An 18,806-nucleotide genomic window follows, 5' to 3' on the forward strand; every position below is an offset into this window, starting at 1 on the left:
ATGCTTTCATGGAGGAGAAAGAACATGCTTGCCGAAAGCCACTTCTATTTCAACAAGGCGGCCGATGTGCTCGGTCTTCCGGAGAAGGTTCGTACTATTCTCCTGACACCGTACCGGTCGGTAAAGGTCGACATCGCAATCGAAGGTACGGATGGCGAGTTGCACAGTTACGAGGGATACCGCGTACAGCACAACACAGCCCGTGGTCCGATGAAAGGTGGTCTGCGATTTCATCCCGAGATGGATGAGGATCATGCCGGTGCGCTGGCTAATTTAATGACTTGGAAGACTGCCGTTGTCGACGTTCCATTCGGCGGCGCCAAAGGTGGTATTAATTGTGACCCGCATGAACTTTCAAAAAAAGACCTTCACGCTATCACTACCGTTTTTGTAGAGCGTATGAAGGACGTGATAGGACCGACTACCGACATTCCAGCCCCGGACGTGAACACCAATGCCGAGATAATGGGGTGGATAATGCACGAGTATTCGAAGTACGCGGGGTTTTCTCCGGCCATCGTGACGGGAAAGCCGCTGGATCTTTTTGGCTCAGAGGGCCGTGCCGCAGCAACTGGGCGTGGTGTCATGGATGTGCTCGCCTCCGCACTCGAGGAGAAAGGCAAAGGCTTCTCCGATGTGACGGTTGCAGTACAGGGTTTCGGAAACGTGGGTAGCAATGCCGCTCTACTTATCGCTGAGCGGGGCGCAAAGATCGTCGCAGTGGCCGATCATACCGGCGGCGTCGCCAATGAGGACGGGCTCAATGTCACTGACTTGGCAGAGTGGGTTGCCAAACACCGCGGTGTCAAAGGGTTTCCGGGCGGAGATGCATTTGACGGGTCAGAAGTCATAACTTGGGATGTCGACGTTCTCGTGCCAGCGGCACTCGAAAACGCAATCCACGAGGGCAATGCAAACGACATTAAAGCCAGCATCATCGTAGAAGGTGCCAATGCACCAACAACTCCGGAAGCCGACAAGACTCTGGTGGACCGCGGTGTGCTCATTGTGCCGGACATCCTTGCAAACGCCGGCGGAGTGACGGTGAGCTACTTTGAATGGGCCCAGAACATCCAGCAGTTCCGCTGGGATGAAGAACGCGTGAACCTGGAACTGGATAAGAAGATGAAGCTTGCTTACCAAGCCGTGCGCGAGACTGCGGATGAATACAATATCGACCTGCGGACTGCGGCATTCGTACTCGCAATTCGACGAGTTGGGCGAGCTGCGCTGTCACGGGTCCATATTGAAACGGAACTTCCGTTCTGATGTGCCGCTGGTTCGCCTACATTGGATCGCCAGTTCCGATCGAAACCTTCCTGCTTCAGCCTGGGCATTCACTTATCGACCAAAGCCTGAACGCGCGCATGGGTGTTTTGACCACCAACGGCGACGGTTTCGGATTGGGCTGGTACAACGACATCGGTGGTCCTGGGCTATACCGATCCACCGCTCCGGCTTGGAACGATCAGAATCTTCGCGAATTAGCTACGCATGTTACGTCCCATGCGTTCTTTGCGCATATCCGCGCCTCGACCGGGACGCCTATACAGCAGACAAATTGCCACCCTTTCCGGCACGGTCGTTGGCTCTGGATGCACAACGGCGTGATACGTGATTTCGAACGAATGCACCGTGATCTAGTCATAGAAGTAGATCCGAAGCTCTTTAACAACATTCAGGGATCAACGGACTCAGAGGTTATGTTCTACCTGGCCTTGACTATGGGCTTAACCGAAAACCCTATAGCAGCGGTAGAGCGTATGGCTGGCATCGTAGAGCAGATCGCCGAACGAAACGGTGTTGAAAACCCACTTAAGATGAGTCTCGCAGTTTCAGATGGCGAACGATTATGGGCATTTCGTTATGCTTCTGGTGGCGATGCACCATCGCTATTCCATACGACAGACGTTGAGACACTCCGAATTTTGTATCCGGACAACCCGCGCCTTGAGGAAGTATCTGAATCTTCGCGCATGATCGTATCGGAGCCGCTCACAGAGTTTACTGGAGTCTGGAACGAGATCGAAGAGTCGAGTTGCTGTATCGTTCAAGGTACATACATTTCACCTCGCTCATTTGAGCCGTGTCGATGATGTTGCTCCGAGACACAGTCAGAGTTCTGCAGTCGTAGGGCCGGCTTGTAGTCACCGATCAGCCCCGATTTGGCGAGCCAACCGATGTCCGTCAAACGGCGGTAACAAGTCAATGAAAGGAAAAGAATGATACTCACCTTCGCCATTCTCGGCATCACTATTGTGCTGTTCGTATGGGGACGTTGGGCACCCGATCTTGTTGCTGTTCTGTCGCTACTCTCCCTGGCACTGTTTGGCGTGATAGAAACAAGAGACGCGCTCGCCGGATTCGGCAATTCGACGGTTGTGATGATTGCGGCCCTGTTTGTAGTGAGCGAAGCGTTGTCCAAAACCGGCGTCACCGGATGGGGAGGTGAAAAGCTGATCGCTGTCGCCCACGGCTCTACCTCCCGGCTGCTTGTCGTCGTGATGATCGGTACCGCGGTTCTGTCAGCCTTCATCAGCAACACAGGCACGGTTGCAACGCTTTTGCCGGCAGTTGTCGCGGCAGCTTGGGCTGCCAATACCACGCCATCGAAATTCCTTATACCACTTGCTTTTGCTGCCAATACGGGCGGTTTGCTAACCCTAACCGGTACGCCGCCGAACATCGTCGTCACCCAAGCTCTTCAGGACCAGGGCTTGCGCGCTTTTAACTTTTTCGAGTTCGCACTTGTGGGTGGTCCCCTGTTGGTCGTAGCCGTTGCCTACATGGTGCTGATTGGGCGCCGGCTGTTGCCCGTACAATCTAACGAGCAACGCCCTATCGATGCCGCGGCCCACCTTGCCGAGCTGACCCAAGCCTATGCGCTTCAGGAAAACCAGTTCCGGCTGCGCATCCGGGCGGGCTCTAGTTTGATAGGAAAGTTACCCACCGAAGCCGCGCTCGGGCCGACTTATGGCGCGCCGGTTCTGCGGATTGAAGGGCGGCCTTTCGCGCTGAACGACCCGCTTCGCGAGGGCGACGTACTCGTCCTGCGCACATCTGCTGACAATGTGGACAAGCTTACAACGGACTTAGGTCTGGCGCTTGTGCCGCCAGCCGAGACACCGGATACGGTCGCATCCAAAGAAATCGGACTGGCCGAGGTACTTCTGACCCCTAGGTCTGACTACCTGGGTCGGCCAGTTCAAATCGGAACGATTGGAGAGCGTTACGCGGTACAGATTCTGGCTGTACTTCGGCAAGGCGCACCTCTCCAAGAACACCCTGTGACATTAGAGGTGGGCGATTCTCTACTGGTGCGCGGCAGCTGGGACGCCATTTGCGAGCTAAAGGCAGAACGGAGAAACTTCGTGGTCGTCGGTGCACCAGAAGCGATGGCAAAAGAAGTCTCTGGCTTGCGTCCGCGTGCCAGTATGGCAATCGCGGCACTGGTTGGCATGGTAGTGCTCATGGTTACAGGCCTTGTACCAACAGTTCTTGCCGCGCTGATGGCCGCAGCTGCAACTATCCTTGGCGGCTGCCTGACCACGCGCGAGGCCTACAGAGCGATTAGCTGGTCAAGCGTTGTTCTGATTGCAGCAATGATCCCGATGGGTAAGGCCCTGGAAATCACAGGCGGTGCAGCGCTCATTGCCGAGTGGCTGGTGACCACGTTGGGAACAGTGTCTCCACTGGCGCTCATGGCCGGTGTGTTCATACTGACCACCGCGTTCAGCCAAGTTATCAACAACACCGCCACCGCTGTTTTGGTATCCCCGATCGTGCTTCAGGCGGCAACCAGTCTCGGCGTATCGCCGCATCCGCTCCTGATGATTGTCGCCATTAGCGCATCGACAGCGTTCCTGACTCCTATTGGGACGACCACAAATATCCTTGTCTTTTCGCCGGGCGGATATCGTTTTTTTGACTATGCGAAGGTCGGTTTTCCGCTGATGCTGCTCTTTCTTGCCGTCAGCCTTGTACTCGTGCCATTGATCTGGCCTTTGTGAGGCCGGCAAGCTAATTTGCCAGTCTAGCTCGCACGTTTATGACTGACCTGTGTTTCACCGACGCGACGGTTTCTAGGGCGGGGCATAATAGTCTCTGGGCCGATCCGTCGTTCGTTTCGAAGCGACGCAAGTTTCAGTCGTTGGTGAACTCAACAAAGAAGCTCTGGCCCGCTTCAAGAGAATAGTGCAATCCAGACTCCACGACCCTGGCAACGAGTGTCACGCAATTTGCGTTTACAAGCTGAACGTCTTTTTTATCAATAAGTGGCAGGAAGCCTCCAGCTGTTCCTTCATAGTACCCGACAAAGTCATCCAAGTTATTAAGTCCGTAAACATCGCCCATTATCTGCACGGTGCTGGATCCTGTTTCTCCGAATTTCAACCCACGTACCGAAAACTCAAACTCCTGACCATTGTTAAGAGTAAGGATGCCTTCTCCCCATCGGAATGCAACGAAGAGTCCTCGCTTTTGACCATCCAATGTGAACGTTCCTGATTTCACGGGGTTTTCTGGGCATTCGGTATCTATAGTCTGCGCGAAAGAAGGAGCGATGGGTATGCACATCAACCATCCTGCAAATAGTGTTTTGGAGAAGGACATCACCAAAGTGCTCTTTTTGCGTTGCATTTTTTGCTCCTCCTACTTCGAGTTCCTGAATTTGACGTGACTTGCTTTAGGAAAACGTTTTCAAGCATTGACCTGCACTGGTCTCACTTCCGGTTGCCTGGCGGAGGGCCACATAAAGGCAGCGGGGCGTAGTCGGATCACACAATATAAGACATGCTCTGCCAAAGCTCACAAAGCTGCGGCAAGCGTAGTTACAGAGTTTCATCCCTCCTCCTTTGCGCCTAGAGTTGGATCAGTAGTCTGCTTTCGCTTCTGCTCTGGTTTCATTTCGACGCTTGTTGCGGTGCCGGGAACATGCGTAACCTGAGCGGCCCGCGGCACACGATCGCGGCGTTGCATTCGCCAAACGACGAAGAGTGAGAAAGCGAACGCAATCACGAAGCACATGAGAAATAAATTTCCGTCGCCTAACAACTGGCTCACGATTGCCGCCAGAATCGGGCCAGTCACTCCACCGAGCGTCCAGACGAAGAGTAGCGTAACTGCGGCAGAGGGGACGTAGACAGGCACAGTCCGATCCATCCCATGCGCGACTAGCAATGAATAAGTAGGGAGTAGCATGCCACCCATCAGGAAAACCAGAGCGAACCCAAAGAGCTGCCAACCTACACCGTAGCTACCCTTGGCAGCTGCTGCGTCACCCTTGCCCAAAACGACAAACAGGAACAGGATTGCGGCAGTTAAGCCCGCGACGACGGCAACTATTATCCGCCGATCCATTTGGTCCGAGGCTCTGCCCAGTGGAAACTGGAAGAAAATTCGGCCTGCATAGGCCAGCCCAATTCCAATTGCGATTGTCGAAGGATCGAGTCCCAGCACACTGGCGCGAAATGGAACAACGGTTAACATAACGGTAACAATGAGACCGTTCACAAAAACTCCGACGAAGGCGGTGGGTGACTCGCCGAAGACTTCGCGAAGCCTGACATTTGCTTTTCCCCCAGAGTCGACCGGGTTGGTCCGAGTTGTTGCAAGCACGATGATCGCGATGCAGTAGAACATCGATACGAAAACAAAGGCTTCTGATAGCTCACCTGATTGGCGAATTACAAATCCCTGACTTAGGACAGAAACAATGCCAAGAACTGTTGCGTAGACTGCAAGTATACGTCCTCGGTTTTTCGGTCCAGCCGTATCATTGATCCAAGCATCTCCAATCGCGTAAAGACCTGCCGTTGCGAGTCCAGTAGTGAACCGTACCATTACCATCACGACTGGTTCCTGGGTGCTCGACAGAAATAGTGTGAAGAGTGCGCAGACGGCCGCTGCCGCTGCGAACGCTCTGATGTGTCCTATCCGCGCGAGAGGCTTGGCAATGTAGAAGCAACCGATCATAAAGCCAAGTGAATAAGCTGCAGCGACAATAGAAGCGGCTTCCTGTGTTCCTCCGATCGCCGCGATTTGAAGAGGAACAAGTGTTCCGAGCGCTGCGGTGGCAAGTTGAATTGCCCCAACAGATACAAATAGAGCACGTAACGACAGGACTTGGGCGTTCACTTTCAATCTCCCGGTTTATGTGTCCTGTCCGGACGCCGCCTTTATTAGATCGACCAAAATGTTCAGGTTCAGGTATCTACAATATTTGAATACCGACATCCGGTCGCGGTACGGATACAAACAATTGCCGAAACACATTGGTGGATTTCATCGTCGAGCGAAGAATGCCTCAGCTCTTATAAACTACGCCCAACCCAGCCGCAGCCGTCTCAATCGAACCTCCTCTAAAAAAGCCGGAAACCATCCAGAATTGCCGACTAGAGCGACGACTGTTACACGAGGACGACCTGAACGAATTTGCGATTAGCCCCCTTTTCAAAACGAGCAGGTCTCGGCAATAAGCCAATGATATGCTGTTTGAATTTTGCTTGCTCCTTTTTTCTGAAGAACGGCGTTACCATTTCACGACAAACTTCCAGCAAGGGCTTGATCAAATTCGCAAGTTTGCCTTGCAATGGTTTTGGAAACGCGTTTGCCCTCACTACGAGGTGGCTTTGCTGTCTGGAGCCAAAGCGAGAGCTCTTGAACAAAGCCAATTTGACATGGGGCTCTAGAAGCGATGAAATTTAACTATGAATGAAATGACCTTTGGACGAGTCAGCGACTTAAATGGACTTCCCGAGCTTATCTTAGATTTGGGCGGAGAAGAAGCGCTGGTTCGAGTCTTCGAGCGTCAGTCTGTTCCTCGCGAAATACTGGATGACAGTGACGCCGTTATACCAATGAAAGACATTATTGGGCTATATCGAAGCGCTTCCGAAATAACGGGTATAAGATCCTTCGGTCTGGTCGCCGCCGAAGACGTTGATTTAGACGAATACGGTCAAATGGCGGATTTTGTTCTTAGCGCCACAACGCTGAAAGGAGCGTTGGCAAGGTTCAAGGCCGCTTTACCCTACTACGAAAGTGGTAGCGCAATATCAGTTTGTTTTTCTGAAAATGACTGCATTATTGGCTATCAGAACGTCTTTCAATCCATTGTAGGTTTTCGGCAAGCGGGTGATATGACGCTGCGTATCATTGAAGCCGTTATTCAAACCTATCTGGGCCCCGATTGGCACCCAAGTAGCGTGAGACTGGCATGCTCGAATGGGCCTTGGGCACAAGACTACGAAGATGCATTCCAAGCACCCGCTCATTTTTGTTCAGAAAGCTTAGCGTTCACATTAGATCGAGATATGTTTGATGGAGCACAAACCGTTGCGCCGCCTAGTTGTGATAAAGTGGTTTCGCTCGAAGACCTGCGTTATTTGGGCCAGGAATTGCCCCTAGATTTTGTTGGCTCTGTCGCCCACCTGATCAGGATACACTTGCCGGATGGAAAGAGCCGACTGGAAGATACCGCTTGTAAGATGGCAATAGGACCGCGAACTTTGCAACGCCGGCTTGAAGAATACGGCATTGGCTTCCGAGAATTATTGGAGCGGGTTCGAATGCAACGAGCTTGTGAGCTTTTGCGAGGAACCGACGCGACAGTAGCGATCATAAGTAACGAACTTGGATACTCCGCTACTTCACATTTCTCGCGTGCGTTTTCACGTGTCTTCGAAGTTACACCGAGCGAATTCAGAACCGAGTATGCTTCTTAGGTACGGTTATCGTAAGTCCAGCTTGCGACTGTGTGTTGAACCCAACTCGGCCGACTACGGAGGTTTCACAGGCGTATAGGGAGCATATTTTTTGGTGAGTTTTTTTCTGAAGGTGTTGTTTTCCTTGATGGTTTGCCTTGTTTTGCAAGGCTGCTCACGTCCGCCGGATTTGATTGGTGTTGAACACCCAGAGGTGTCTTCAACTGACGTGCCAGGCATCAAAAGCCATAAAGTTTTTATCATGACATCCAGAGCTCGAAGTAGCGTAGAAGCAGAATTCTATTCTCGCAAACGATCCGAGCAGCTGGGCCTTTCCTCGGTCATTGTGACCGTGCCACCTCGCCACGCCACTTCAAAGATCGAAAGATCAAAGAGCAATCCGCCGGACCCGCGTAGGAGTTTCACAGTTGTCGAACCTGTCGTCTACGAAACCGACGATGGGTTTCTGTCTAGTATAAATCGAGAACTGGCAAAAAGACCGCCAGAGGATCGAACTATTTTGGGTTTCATCCATGGGTATAATATGACCCTGAGTGACGCGACACTTAGGTTAACTCAATTCGTTGAAGACTCCGGCTTCGAAGGCGTTCCTGTACTGTTTTCATGGGCATCATATGCCAGCGTTACCCGATATGTTTACGACCTTAACAGTGCGCTTCAATCCAGGGTTCAAATGGTTTCCGTAGCAAATTTGTTGACCCGTAGTGATGCCAAAAGGGTTGATGTTCTAGCATGGTCCATGGGCAGCTTCGCAATAATGGAAGGCATCGTTTATGCGGCTACAACTGGCCAATTCGATCGCAAAAATAGACTGAAAAATGTTATTCTCGCCTCACCGGATATCGACCTGGATCTGTTTCGAGCACAGCTTACGCTGATCCCAGAGGTTGTCGACGACATCTACATCCTCACGTCGAAAGCCGACTTCGCGTTAAAATTTTCAAGCCTGATAGCTGGACGACAAACGCGGCTTGGGCACGCAAATCTCGAACAATTGGAAGGTCTTGGGGTTTCAGTAATTGACCTTAGCGAAGTAGATGACGTTGGAACCAAAAGTCATGGAAAATTTGCGGAGTCCCCTCAAATTGTGCAGCTTATTGGCCGAGGTTTACAGGACACAAACTCTCTGGGAGAGGTCGCTGGCGGCGAGACTGTGAGCCTTCCTTCGCTTCTGATCCAAGACCCGCGGCGATAATGCCAATTTAGTTCAGTTCAACAGGTAGGTTCGCTAGATTTCACATGTCCACGTCTGCAGTATTGGTGCGCATTTTTTCTAGCGATAGCCAAAAGCGGTAGTTGGGGTAGCTTCAACTTTCGCGCTGCAACAAGTTCATTTATGTGAGCAGCATTGGAGGTGCAGGCAATTTTGTCGTTAAATGGCAACGACTTCCCAACTCGCTGAATGGTACAAAAAATGCAATGACGCGCTCCTAATAGCTTCGTCAGCCAGGCGCTGGATGCCATCAGAATACGGAGTTAAAAATGAAGCGTAGTTTCGTTCCATTAGTCCTATCAATCTGCCTTTTCGCATTGCAACCAATAGACCCGGCGCTGGCGCAAGAAGGTGCAGATGCTGAGCAGGCGTCTGCCGACAAATTCCGTTCCAAGGATGACAAGACTGGAACCAATCCGATCAATTTCCAGCAAGACATCCGCCTCTATCACGAATATCAGGATCTGGGAGGTGGGAACACTGGAAACGTTACTACATTTGAATACCGGACGCCGTTCGCCAAAGGTAAATGGCAGTTTCGGATAAAAATACCTCATAGATCAGTCGATGTCTCCGGTCCCGGCTTCTTTTTTGATGAAGCCGGACTTGGCGATATCAATTTTCGAGTTTTGACTGTTCCTTACCTTAATCCTGAAACGCGGCAAGCCTTCGCGTACGGGTTGGAAGTCTGGTTGCCCACCGCGTCAGAAGATATTCTGGGCGACGATGACGTCGTTTTAGGCCCGCAGCTTTTTTATGCGTTTTTCAATCCGTTCGGCATTGAGAGTTCAGGGCTTTTTCCTGGCATACAACACGCTTTCAACGTGGGATCGAATGTTGGAGACGATGTGAATGAGACAAGGTTCGATATCTTTTTCCTAAAACAATGGCCTGAGCAGCAGCTCTACATGCTTCTCAACCCCCAATACATTGTCGATTGGGAAAACGATCTCCAAGGCGGTGTATTCGACGCGGAGGTTGGGTACACGTGGAAAACTGGGGTGACTCTTTATGGTCGCCCTGGGGTTGGCTTGGGACCGGACGAACCACTGGATTGGAACTTTGAGGGCGGGATCAAATACATCTTTTGAACTCTGGTTCCTTCACTACTCAAATTTCCTATTGGAGGGCAAAATGAAGGGCCGAACGCTTAATGCATTTGCTGTTGCAGTCACGACGCTGTTTGGCGCGACTGTCTGCGCAGCGGAAAAACCTAACATTGTTTTGGTGTTCATGGACAACTTCGGTTGGGGCGAACCGGGATTTAATGGCGGTGGCATAACGCGAGGCGCACCAACTCCACGCTTGGACAAATTGGCGGCTGAAGGCTTGAAACTCACCAACTTTAACGTTGAATCGCAATGCACTCCCTCACGCGCAGCGATAATGACTGGCCGTTACGCTGTTAGGACTGGCAACGGCACAATCCCCCTCGGCGGGGGTGTATACGGCTTGGTGCAGTGGGAAGTTACCATGGCCGAAATGCTTTCTGACGCGGGATATGCAACGGGCATGTTTGGCAAATGGCACCTCGGTCACACAGAAGGTCGATTTCCCACAGATCAAGGCTTTGATGAGTGGTACGGGATTCCGAACTCAAGCGACGAAACGCCCTGGTCGACGCTTGATGGCTTTGCCGAAAGCGGTGTTTCGGGCACCTATATCTACGAGGGAAGGCGCGGGTCAACGCCTCAACAGGTCACGGACTATGATCTTGAGCAGCGCGCGCTGATAGACGCCGAGTTAACTAGTCGGGCAATCGACTTTATGGAGCGTCAGGTCGCAGCTGAAACCCCATTTTTCCTCTATCTGCCCTACACCATGACGCACTACCCCCTTGTTCCACATCCGGACTTCGAAGGCTCTACCGGAAACGGGAGGTTCGCAGATGTGTTGGCGCAGATCGATGCGTACTCCGGAATGCTTTTGGACGCTATTGACGAATTGGGCATTCGCAACGACACGATCTTCATTTTCACCGCCGATAATGGTCCAGAGATATTGCCCGAAGGGTCAAACACACCCTCTATTGAATACTTCATACCTGGCAATGCGGGCCCATGGCGCGGATCGTTATTTACCGGTTTCGAGGGCAGTCTACGTGTGCCTTTCGCTGTGCGCTGGCCGGGAAGAATTCCAGCTGGTGCAACCAGTGATGAAATCGTTCACGAAATGGATCTGTTTCCGACATTCGCCAACATAGCCAACGGTGTGGTACCGGACGACCGGATGATAGATGGGGTCGATCAAACTGAATTTTTCCTTGGAAATCAGGATGTTTCAAATCGAGAAGGCGTAGTTGTCTACATGGGCAACAACGTTTGGGGCGTAAAATGGCGCAACTGGAAAGTACATCTTAAGGAGCAGGAGAACATTCTTACGGGTACCGTGGACTACGGTGTGCCGCGGATCTACAATTTATATAAAGATCCTGGCGAAACACAGAACGTTTTGTTCCCTGAGACGTGGGTTCCTCAAGCTGCCCTACGACAGCTTACGGAGCACGTTGTCTCTCTTCAGAAAGAGCCTCCGATTAAGCCTGGAACCCTGGATCCATACGCACCCGCTGAATGACTAGTGTTTTTTTTTGGTTTGAATCCAATGTTGAGCAATATCGCTCCAAGATCTCTGTTTTTCGTTTTGAGTTTCTGGACAGCACCCGCAGTTGCAGGTGAGTTCTTGATAGGAGTAGGCGCGGAGGACTCCTTTGAACATGAAATAGCGCCAGCACTAGTTGTTGAGTACCGGTTAACTCCCTTTTTCAAAGGAGAAATTTCGGAATATGCTATTGGCGTTGCAGCGCAGATCGATTCGGACGCAGACTTCTGGGCTGGTATTGGCATTTCGGCGGTATGGTCAATTTCCGACCATTGGTTCATTGAAGGTAGTCTGATGCCAGGTCTCTATCACAAAGGTTCAGATGGCCTAGACCTTGGCGGAGATTTTCAATTCAGATCACTAATAGGACTTGGGTACCGTCTCGAAAACAGCGCCAAGATATCTTTCGCGATCGATCACAAGTCGAACGCTTCGACCAATCCATTCAATCCGGGAAGCGAAATGGTTGCCCTGCGTTACGCATATCCTTTTTAATAGTCCTATTTGGTCTAGAATGAGCTGTCTTCTGTGTTCGTGGAAGGGCGGTTAGAATTAATTTGCCCTGAGGTCCACACTGCGGGCTATGCTGCCATCTAAAAGTGCCTATAAGTCGACAAAGGTGAAAGCAATCATGCAGCGGTTTCGCGTCTGTTAAACCCGCTTGGACAGCAGATACTTTTATTTTATTGTCCGGGCAGCTTGGGATACCGCTTACGCCCCTTGCGTGCCCGCCAATTCCCAATTCCTTCTGACAAGACTATTACCAAGCTCGCCAGTGACCACCAAGGTGATTCTAGAATTTGAATCCGCTGGCAATGATAAAGCGAGTCTAATCTGTTGGAGACATCAGCGTCGTCCTCCCGCTCTGGCGTTTCCGCCTCGCGTGCCTCCGCTTCGCGCTCTGCCGGTTCGAACTGCGCCGGCCTTTGCCCGTGACGGCGATCGAGGGGCGGAGGATCGAGCTTTGTTTGACGACTGAGGAATTGTCGGGGTTTGCGCTCTTTGCGATGTGGCTCGGGGAGAAGAGCTCTTAGGTGCCCTTGCGCCCTTAGGGGAACGTTGTTTGCGCACTGCGTGCGAGCGTTGGTTGGCTGAAGCGCGAGCCGCGGCATCACGATGAACTTGGCTGGGCAACGGCGCCCCGGAATTCACGCGTTGCCCGGTCCAGGACCGGTCTTTGTCACCCAGTCGTTGCCGCCCCCTCTCAGGTGTCTCCCAACTTTGGCCTTGTTGCCCTAACTGATCGCGACTAGGTCTCGGGACGACTTGCCAACCGCCATTAGGGTCCCACTGTTGCCAATTGTCGCCTGACTTGCGGTAGACGTTTCCGTCCCTACCGGCAAAAGTGTTACCGCGACGATCGTTCAACGCAAAGCCACTGCCACGAGAGCTGTCCCATTTGACGCCCTGACCGCCCCGGGCACCCTCGCCCGCCGTCACGCGCACGTAGTCAGAGCCGCGTTTGACCGCTCCAGTGGCCCACATTCCGTAAATACTCTCTTTGCCTCGCACTACTGCGGTAGTACCCGTGCGCGGGTTTGATGCATGCACGAAACCACGGGTACGCTCTGCACCATAAGCACGCGCGCCGCGTACAAAAGTTCCCGTTGCGGGATCATATGCACTTCGGGCTTCGACGCCCCGATAAGGACCATAAACATATCCGTAGCGCCCGAAGGATCCGCGCGCTGGATTATAATACGCTCCGCCGCCATAGGTCACCGGCGGTGGCCGATAGTAACCGGGCGGGTATCTGCCGGGAGGATAGTAAGGGTAATAGTGATAGTAATACTTATTCCCCCGGTCTCCGAACCACCATCCTAATCCAAAGGCCAGCACACCCCATGCAAGAAAGGTGTTTTTATACCCAGACGTGTAGCAATACGTGACTGACGTTGGGTTCGTGTCGCAAACTTTCACGTATGTAACGTTATGCATCGGAGAAGAAGGAGGTATCGTGTAGACGTCTTGCGGAATTTGTAAGGCCGGTTCCCAGGGTCCCATGGCGCTATCGGAGACAAACCATATCCCGTCGATTACGGCAAAATACTGGTCCGCGACATGGATCACTTGCGCCGATGTATTGGCGGCATAGGCCAAATCCGTTCCGTCGATCGGCACAAAGTGCGGATCGCCATCATAGACGATTTCTGGACTCTCCATGCCGTCAAGCGTGACCTGTGCAACTTCCGGGATCGATGCTCGCAGTCGAGCTTCGTTGGCTTCCGATGTCCCGGGAACGCTTGCACGAACCGTGTAATAAGGCTTGTTTTCAGGGATCCTTAGAAAATCCGGCGGCAAGTCTAAAGTCGAGAATGACCACGGACCTTTCAGCGATGGTGAACTGAACCAACGCCCGGACACCAAGTAGTACAGCTGATCTGTCAACCGGTGATGGAAAAGATCGCTTTCAGTATTGGACGCCCAACGAAGTTCGGTACCAGGGACAGCCTCAAACTCGGCGGGCCCATCGAAAGCGATAATCTCGGCCGGCCGGTCGCTGTAGAAAAACTCTGGCATACCTTCGTCATAAGTGACTGGCAACAGGGACGCCCGCGCTGCGTCCCAGTTTCCGTCGTCGGGAAGGTCTTTGATAGCGTCAGGCAACTCTTGAACAACAGTCCATGGTCCTTCCAGAGTAGAAGCGGTTACCCAGGATGTTTGGTCACGTATCCAGAAGGAGCCATCTACACGAAGGATGTCCCAATTGGTGTTTACTACGAACTCGATACCCTGAGAGCCCGGGACTGGTGCAAAAATTGCTGGTCCGTCAGTTTGAACAAGCCTGCTTGGTACATAAGAGACCAAAATGACAGGTGGGTCGGCTTTAATACCTTCGACATCCCGGACGTTTTGATAGCTGGCAAGACCTGCCAGTATTCTTTCCTCGGCAAGAGTAATGGGCTCCGTTGGTAGCAGGCCGCCGACACCTACGGCTAAGCCTTCGAGTTCGGCGCGATACAAGGACGAGAAATCAAGTTGCGTAACCCTTATATTACTGGCGATAACCTTACGATCCTCGGTCACCGCCGTTGTGGACGCGCTGACACCGATCACTCCGAAGATTGGTTCCGCCTCTTCGCTCCTTCGTACCTCTGTAGCAATTAGCGCATGGAGGTCCTTGAAATCAGTCCAGGCACTGTACTGAGGTTCGTAAAGTACGATGAAAGTGTCGTTCTTGCCCGCATAGGCGCGCGGGAAACTCGTGGCGCTTTCAGGTACGGTCAAAACCACATAACGACCGCTCGCAAATCCTGAATGCCCCCCGAAACTGATCGCACACCATGACCCAGACTCGTTGCAGTCGAGAATCTCTACAGCGCTCCCATTTGGAATCGTGAGAATAATCGCGTCTTGCGTGCTGGGGCCACTTCGGAGATTAAGGTTCGCAGTCACCTGACCCGAAGTTGCCAGGGCCGAGGTCGCAACTAGCAAAAACGAAGACATGAACGCTGTGAATTGTCGAAACATCGATACCTAATTTGCAAACTGTTCTAGATGACGCAAAAGTTGAACCAACATCACAGCGGGACTAAAATACCTGCTGGTGTATGGATCGCACTGCGGTTTCTTTTCCCGGCGAGTAACCGACGTCTGCTATTTGCTTAGTGAAGCCGAAGCGGGCATTCGTTTGCTTCGATTTCTTGGCGTTTTCTGCTTCGGACGCGACGCCGTCCAAGAGCAAGCCTATCCATTATTCAGCGCAATGCGCACTCCGTTGTAAGAAACGCGGACACTATAAATTTAAGGCCTTCCGCAGGAAGTGGTTCAAACTGCACCACCGTAGCGATATTGGTTTCACCTTTGGTTGCGGTCCCGTGTCTATAGGGCCAATTGATCAGAAACCGCTTAAGGAATGGATATCGGCTCTGCCTTCTAACCCACTTGGGGAAACGGCTGCGCTACCTAGTCACGACGCTGGCGAGAGCACGAAGCTCTCTACACCCAGTGAGGCACCCGTACCTCTCACGCCGGTAATGCTGAGAGGTTTGAGAGTGATAGCGTCGTCTCCACCGCCAACAAGCACTCGCGCTCCAGGACCCACGATTAAAGATACATCGGCGCCAACCCCTGCATATTCTCCGGCCAGCGAGCCAGGATTTTTCGTGTTGCCGGAGAGGATCACATTCCAAACGACAACGAAGTTTTTTCTGATCGAAAGATCGACTCCAACCCGTTGGATTCTGCCCTGGTATTTCTCCTTACCGCCATCAATCCGAATGAAGGTGCAGTCCAAGTCCATTTTGCTAACCAAAATGAAGTTCCTAGCTTGCGCGAGAGAACAGGACAAGCTGCCCAGATCCACTGGAGACTGCGCACTAGCCTGGCCTGAGCATATGACAAAAATTATCAATGCAAGAAATGCCCGAAATCTCATTCTCCCTTACTCCCTTTGATAGGGCCCTCTTCCCGTCAACAGAGGTCGCAACTTCTTGTTTTCATACGGCTTTTCGGCATCATGTTCGACACGGATTATTAGTCTGGTCGAAACGTCCGCACCCGCATCAAAAATCCAACTCTTCACGTATTTCGGCGACAGCGAAAATCCCATGCCAGTCCGTTATTCAAATACAAATTCTTGAGATTTTTGAGAGCTTGTCATTCCCATTTCACGACAAAATCGGAGACGCTTTGTCGAATTGCTCTCTATTCGCTTGAGATTGTTGTATTACGTGGTTCGAGCATTCTCTTGACTTGAGCTCGTACAATCGGGGTTTGGCCGCAAGGTACCACACAGATTTTTTGTGAGGCTCTAAAGACTAGCCATTAGATCAGTGGAGAAGGAAGAAATGAAACAAAGTATCTTTTTTGCTTCCATAGTTTTCAGCTGTCTAGCGCTTGTGCTGCAAGCTTGCGGGCCTGCTCCAACAGCTGAGCAACAGGCACAAAGACAACATGAAATTGCATGTTTGTCTGGGACAGTCGGGGGTGCTCTGATTGGAGGGGCGATAGGAAATCAGTTCGGTGGTGGCAGTGGTCAGGATATTCTGACAGCTGGAGGCGCCGTTGCTGGCGGTGCAGCTGGCCAAAGATACGCGTGTTAACTTGGAGAGCGCTATGAAAGTGCGGCAACTCGTGATTCCAATTCTGTTCGCTTGTTCAGGCACAGCACTGACTGAAGAGTTAAAGATGGACCAAAGTGACCTTAGCACATTGGACAAAGATGGTGACGGCGCAGTATCGAAATCCGAGTACGATGCATTCTCCAACTATGCGTTTGACATTATTGATACAGATAACAACGGTGAACTGTCTGCAGACGAAGTGGATGACTACTTAGCTGGAGACGCCTTCGAAATTCTGGATGATGACGGAAACGGAACGGTATCTCCCAGCGAGTTTTCCACTCAAATGAGTGAAGACTTCGTATCGGGCGACAAAGACGGGGACGGCATTTTGAATTGAAAATGAAACAATTTAGCGACCTAAGGATTTGTTGAGCGGGCCACCACCGGATTTCGTTCCACTTTTGAAGATCCTATGTGTTCCACCAAAATCTCCACAAGGTCGTTGGTTAGAGTTGGCTTGATTATCTGAAAAGATTTTCTGCTTGCGTCTCAAACAAGTCATCTGACCAAATCTGTAGGATGTCCGCAGAGAGCCCCAATTAGACCTCTAGATCTCTGATTTCATCTCTTATTTCAGGTGAAAATCTTTTCCCTTCTATTTGCCGTTTTCAAGAAACTGCGCGTCTTCAATGACGTCATCCATACCAATCATTGCTTCTTGTCCCCTCGACTGCGATCACCAAACAGGTTTTTGGCAAAATGACGACAATCAGTACAGTGACTACCGACGGCAAGATTATCAGAGCTAAAGTCGCGATTTCTATTTGCATCTATTATTTCCCTTCGCTTGAACGCCTACGAGATGCAGTTCGGTTGTAGGCTGGACGACTTCGTCGTCTGAGCGCGGGCACAAGCGGGTGGTAGTGTCAACCTTGGCGGCCCTGCTGCACAAGTTGGAAAAGGAGAAACACCTCGTGCTTGGTCAATTATTGTTGGGTTCAGTCATTTCGGTAGTTGCTATAATGATTGGTGCAATAATGTGGGGCATTCTCAACGAGGTAGTTGGAAGGATGGACCTATGGCTTCGCCGTCCAAAATATCGCTTTATTTCGTTCGTCGTTGTTTTGCTCATGGTTTTGTTTTGCATAATGACCGTAACTTCAATTGGCGTTTGGTTGTGGGCTTTGGTTTTTGTGCAAATGTCGGTATTCACGACATGGGAGGAGGCGGTCTATTACTCACTGGTAGCTTATACAACTTTGGGCATTGGCGACGTGGTGGTCCCGCAAAACCAGCGCCTTCTAGGTGGGATGACGGGCGCAAACGGTTTTTTTATGTTTGGCCTGATGACGGCTATGCTCACTGATATTTTTCGACACGTGGGCCGAGTTCAACACGGAATGCGAGACTAGTGAGTTTTAGCTAGCAGTGTTCTAGTAAGTATTTTCGCTTTCTGAACCTTGCTTTCCTACAAGTCTAAGCTGGTTAGGCGAAAAACAGATACTTGACAGGTCATTTTCGAAGACTTTTCTTGCGGCAAGCGGAGGCTTTTGTAACTGCGTTTAGCGTTGTCCGTATTGTGGTCACTCTCGAAATTTCGGCGAATGATCAAACCAAGCCCCAAGTGGTCTTGGTTACGCAGAGAATTAAAGCGCAAATCGGCTTTACCCGAATCAAGCAACATTGCTTCGCACTCGAATAGATTCTGATAGTTTGAACTCCGGAGCAGGGATATCGTGGGCGACCAACCCCGGTCTAGAACTTCTCGCGTCACGGGGCGCTCCTGTCGACTCACAGAACTCAAGCAAGAACGCAAATTAAGGCAATCAAGATCGTTATGGTGGGTTTTTTGGTGGGTTTCCGCACAATAACGCCCAATAAGGCTTTATAATCAAAAAGCTTTTACGGGCATGGTGGCGGAGACGAAGGGATTCGAACCCTCGAGACGGTTTCCCGCCTACTCCCTTAGCAGGGGAGCGCCTTCGACCACTCGGCCACGTCTCCGCTGATGCGTATACAACTCTATTCGCCATGCCCACAAGGCCAAAAAGGATGGGAGATTGAGTTTTGTGGGAATGCCGCAAAAAATGTAAACCAAGCAGAACAAAGCATGAATGCGCGCACGTAAGAGGCAAGATTCTGGCAACAAATATTCAAGTTTTGTTCTTCGCTTCTGTCTATACCGCGATATTCCACCGACCAGCATGTACCCAGCGGTCAATCAGGTCTCTTTCTTTGTCGGTTGTTCGTACAAAACCCGTA

The 18,806-nt window shown here is 51.4% G+C and carries 14 protein-coding genes, 1 tRNA gene and 1 pseudogene; 10 read left to right on the plus strand and 6 right to left on the minus strand.

The genetic code is table 11. The features are described from left to right. The first annotated feature begins 24 nt into the window (after positions 1-24). The 3 genes from ACR0KS_RS10290 (at position 25) to ACR0KS_RS10300 (ending at position 4,010) form a co-directional block, all read left to right on the plus strand. Positions 25-1,269 carry a glutamate dehydrogenase gene (locus tag ACR0KS_RS10290; protein ID WP_170563884.1) on the plus strand — a complete coding sequence of 415 codons (1,245 nt, stop codon included), beginning with the start codon at positions 25-27 and terminating at the stop codon, positions 1,267-1,269. Next, on the plus strand, positions 1,269-2,096 hold the full coding sequence (locus tag ACR0KS_RS10295) for a class II glutamine amidotransferase (protein ID WP_170486456.1): 828 nt from the start codon (positions 1,269-1,271) through the stop codon (positions 2,094-2,096). Before ACR0KS_RS10290 ends, ACR0KS_RS10295 begins: the two co-directional genes overlap by 1 nt. A gap of 126 nt (positions 2,097-2,222) precedes the next feature. Continuing rightward, on the plus strand, positions 2,223-4,010 hold the full coding sequence (locus ACR0KS_RS10300) for an SLC13 family permease (protein ID WP_170486457.1): 1,788 nt from the start codon (positions 2,223-2,225) through the stop codon (positions 4,008-4,010). A 133-nt stretch (positions 4,011-4,143) separates the two neighbouring features. Here ACR0KS_RS10300 and ACR0KS_RS10305 read toward each other — a convergent pair whose 3' ends face one another. Next, on the minus strand, positions 4,144-4,638 hold the full coding sequence (locus tag ACR0KS_RS10305) for a hypothetical protein (RefSeq protein WP_170486458.1): 495 nt from the start codon (positions 4,636-4,638) through the stop codon (positions 4,144-4,146). Positions 4,639-4,839: 201 nt separating this feature from the next. Next, a complete protein-coding gene (locus tag ACR0KS_RS10310; RefSeq protein WP_170486459.1) occupies positions 4,840-6,135 on the minus strand; it encodes an MFS transporter in 1,296 nt (431 codons plus the stop codon). A 572-nt stretch (positions 6,136-6,707) separates the two neighbouring features. Between ACR0KS_RS10310 and ACR0KS_RS10315 the strand changes: the two genes are divergently transcribed. The 5 genes from ACR0KS_RS10315 to ACR0KS_RS10335 all read left to right on the plus strand — a co-directional run bounded on the left by ACR0KS_RS10315 (position 6,708) and on the right by ACR0KS_RS10335 (position 12,030). Continuing rightward, positions 6,708-7,724: an AraC family transcriptional regulator gene (locus ACR0KS_RS10315; RefSeq protein WP_170563887.1), complete on the plus strand. Its 1,017-nt coding sequence runs from the start codon at positions 6,708-6,710 to the stop codon at positions 7,722-7,724. Positions 7,725-7,818: 94 nt separating this feature from the next. Then, positions 7,819-8,919, plus strand: a complete 1,101-nt coding sequence (locus ACR0KS_RS10320) for an alpha/beta hydrolase (protein WP_170486461.1) — start codon at positions 7,819-7,821, stop codon at positions 8,917-8,919. A 287-nt stretch (positions 8,920-9,206) separates the two neighbouring features. Beyond that, positions 9,207-10,028 (plus strand): hypothetical protein, encoded by an 822-nt coding sequence (locus tag ACR0KS_RS10325; RefSeq protein WP_170486462.1) that lies wholly within the window; start codon positions 9,207-9,209, stop codon positions 10,026-10,028. 43 nt (positions 10,029-10,071) lie between these two features. Then, entirely contained in the window at positions 10,072-11,511 is a 1,440-nt protein-coding gene (locus tag ACR0KS_RS10330; RefSeq protein ID WP_170563890.1) for an arylsulfatase, read from the plus strand. Between the two features lie 30 nt (positions 11,512-11,541). Further along, positions 11,542-12,030, plus strand: coding sequence for an acyloxyacyl hydrolase (locus tag ACR0KS_RS10335; protein WP_170486464.1), 489 nt, complete (start codon positions 11,542-11,544; stop codon positions 12,028-12,030). Positions 12,031-12,381: 351 nt separating this feature from the next. Here the strand turns inward: ACR0KS_RS10335 and ACR0KS_RS10340 are convergent, their stop codons facing one another. The 3 genes and pseudogenes from ACR0KS_RS10340 to ACR0KS_RS10350 all read right to left on the minus strand — a co-directional run bounded on the left by ACR0KS_RS10340 (position 12,382) and on the right by ACR0KS_RS10350 (position 15,913). Beyond that, positions 12,382-14,763: a hypothetical protein gene (locus ACR0KS_RS10340; RefSeq protein ID WP_480693226.1), complete on the minus strand. Its 2,382-nt coding sequence runs from the start codon at positions 14,761-14,763 to the stop codon at positions 12,382-12,384. 15 nt (positions 14,764-14,778) lie between these two features. Further along, positions 14,779-15,006, minus strand: a pseudogene (locus ACR0KS_RS10345) (SH3 domain-containing protein); the annotation flags it as partial. A gap of 439 nt (positions 15,007-15,445) precedes the next feature. Further along, entirely contained in the window at positions 15,446-15,913 is a 468-nt protein-coding gene (locus tag ACR0KS_RS10350; protein ID WP_170486466.1) for a DUF992 domain-containing protein, read from the minus strand. Between the two features lie 638 nt (positions 15,914-16,551). Here ACR0KS_RS10350 and ACR0KS_RS10355 point away from each other — a divergent pair. Together ACR0KS_RS10355 and ACR0KS_RS10360 are read left to right on the plus strand one after the other, a co-directional pair. Next, complete coding sequence (locus tag ACR0KS_RS10355) at positions 16,552-16,941, plus strand: hypothetical protein (RefSeq protein ID WP_348540231.1); 390 nt, start codon at positions 16,552-16,554, stop codon at positions 16,939-16,941. Positions 16,942-17,476: 535 nt separating this feature from the next. Continuing rightward, positions 17,477-17,956 (plus strand): ion channel, encoded by a 480-nt coding sequence (locus ACR0KS_RS10360; RefSeq protein ID WP_170563900.1) that lies wholly within the window; start codon positions 17,477-17,479, stop codon positions 17,954-17,956. A 502-nt stretch (positions 17,957-18,458) separates the two neighbouring features. On the opposite strand, the gene ACR0KS_RS10365 is transcribed toward ACR0KS_RS10360, so the two are convergent. Further along, positions 18,459-18,548, minus strand: a tRNA-Ser gene (locus ACR0KS_RS10365). Positions 18,549-18,806: the final 258 nt, after the last annotated feature.

The sequence above is a fragment of the Ruegeria sp. BC7 genome (assembly GCF_056539165.1).

What these genes read in the sequence shown, in the direction of transcription:
- ACR0KS_RS10325 (WP_170486462.1), top strand. Translation starts at nt 9,207, where the DNA reads ATGAAGCGTAGTTTCGTTCCATTAGTCCTATCAATCTGCCTTTTCGCA.
- ACR0KS_RS10295 (WP_170486456.1), top strand. Translation starts at nt 1,269, where the DNA reads ATGTGCCGCTGGTTCGCCTACATTGGATCGCCAGTTCCGATCGAAACC.
- ACR0KS_RS10290 (WP_170563884.1), top strand. Translation starts at nt 25, where the DNA reads ATGCTTGCCGAAAGCCACTTCTATTTCAACAAGGCGGCCGATGTGCTC.
- ACR0KS_RS10315 (WP_170563887.1), top strand. Translation starts at nt 6,708, where the DNA reads ATGAATGAAATGACCTTTGGACGAGTCAGCGACTTAAATGGACTTCCC.
- ACR0KS_RS10330 (WP_170563890.1), top strand. Translation starts at nt 10,072, where the DNA reads ATGAAGGGCCGAACGCTTAATGCATTTGCTGTTGCAGTCACGACGCTG.
- ACR0KS_RS10350 (WP_170486466.1), bottom strand. Translation starts at nt 15,913, where the DNA reads ATGAGATTTCGGGCATTTCTTGCATTGATAATTTTTGTCATATGCTCA.
- ACR0KS_RS10300 (WP_170486457.1), top strand. Translation starts at nt 2,223, where the DNA reads ATGATACTCACCTTCGCCATTCTCGGCATCACTATTGTGCTGTTCGTA.
- ACR0KS_RS10305 (WP_170486458.1), bottom strand. Translation starts at nt 4,638, where the DNA reads ATGCAACGCAAAAAGAGCACTTTGGTGATGTCCTTCTCCAAAACACTA.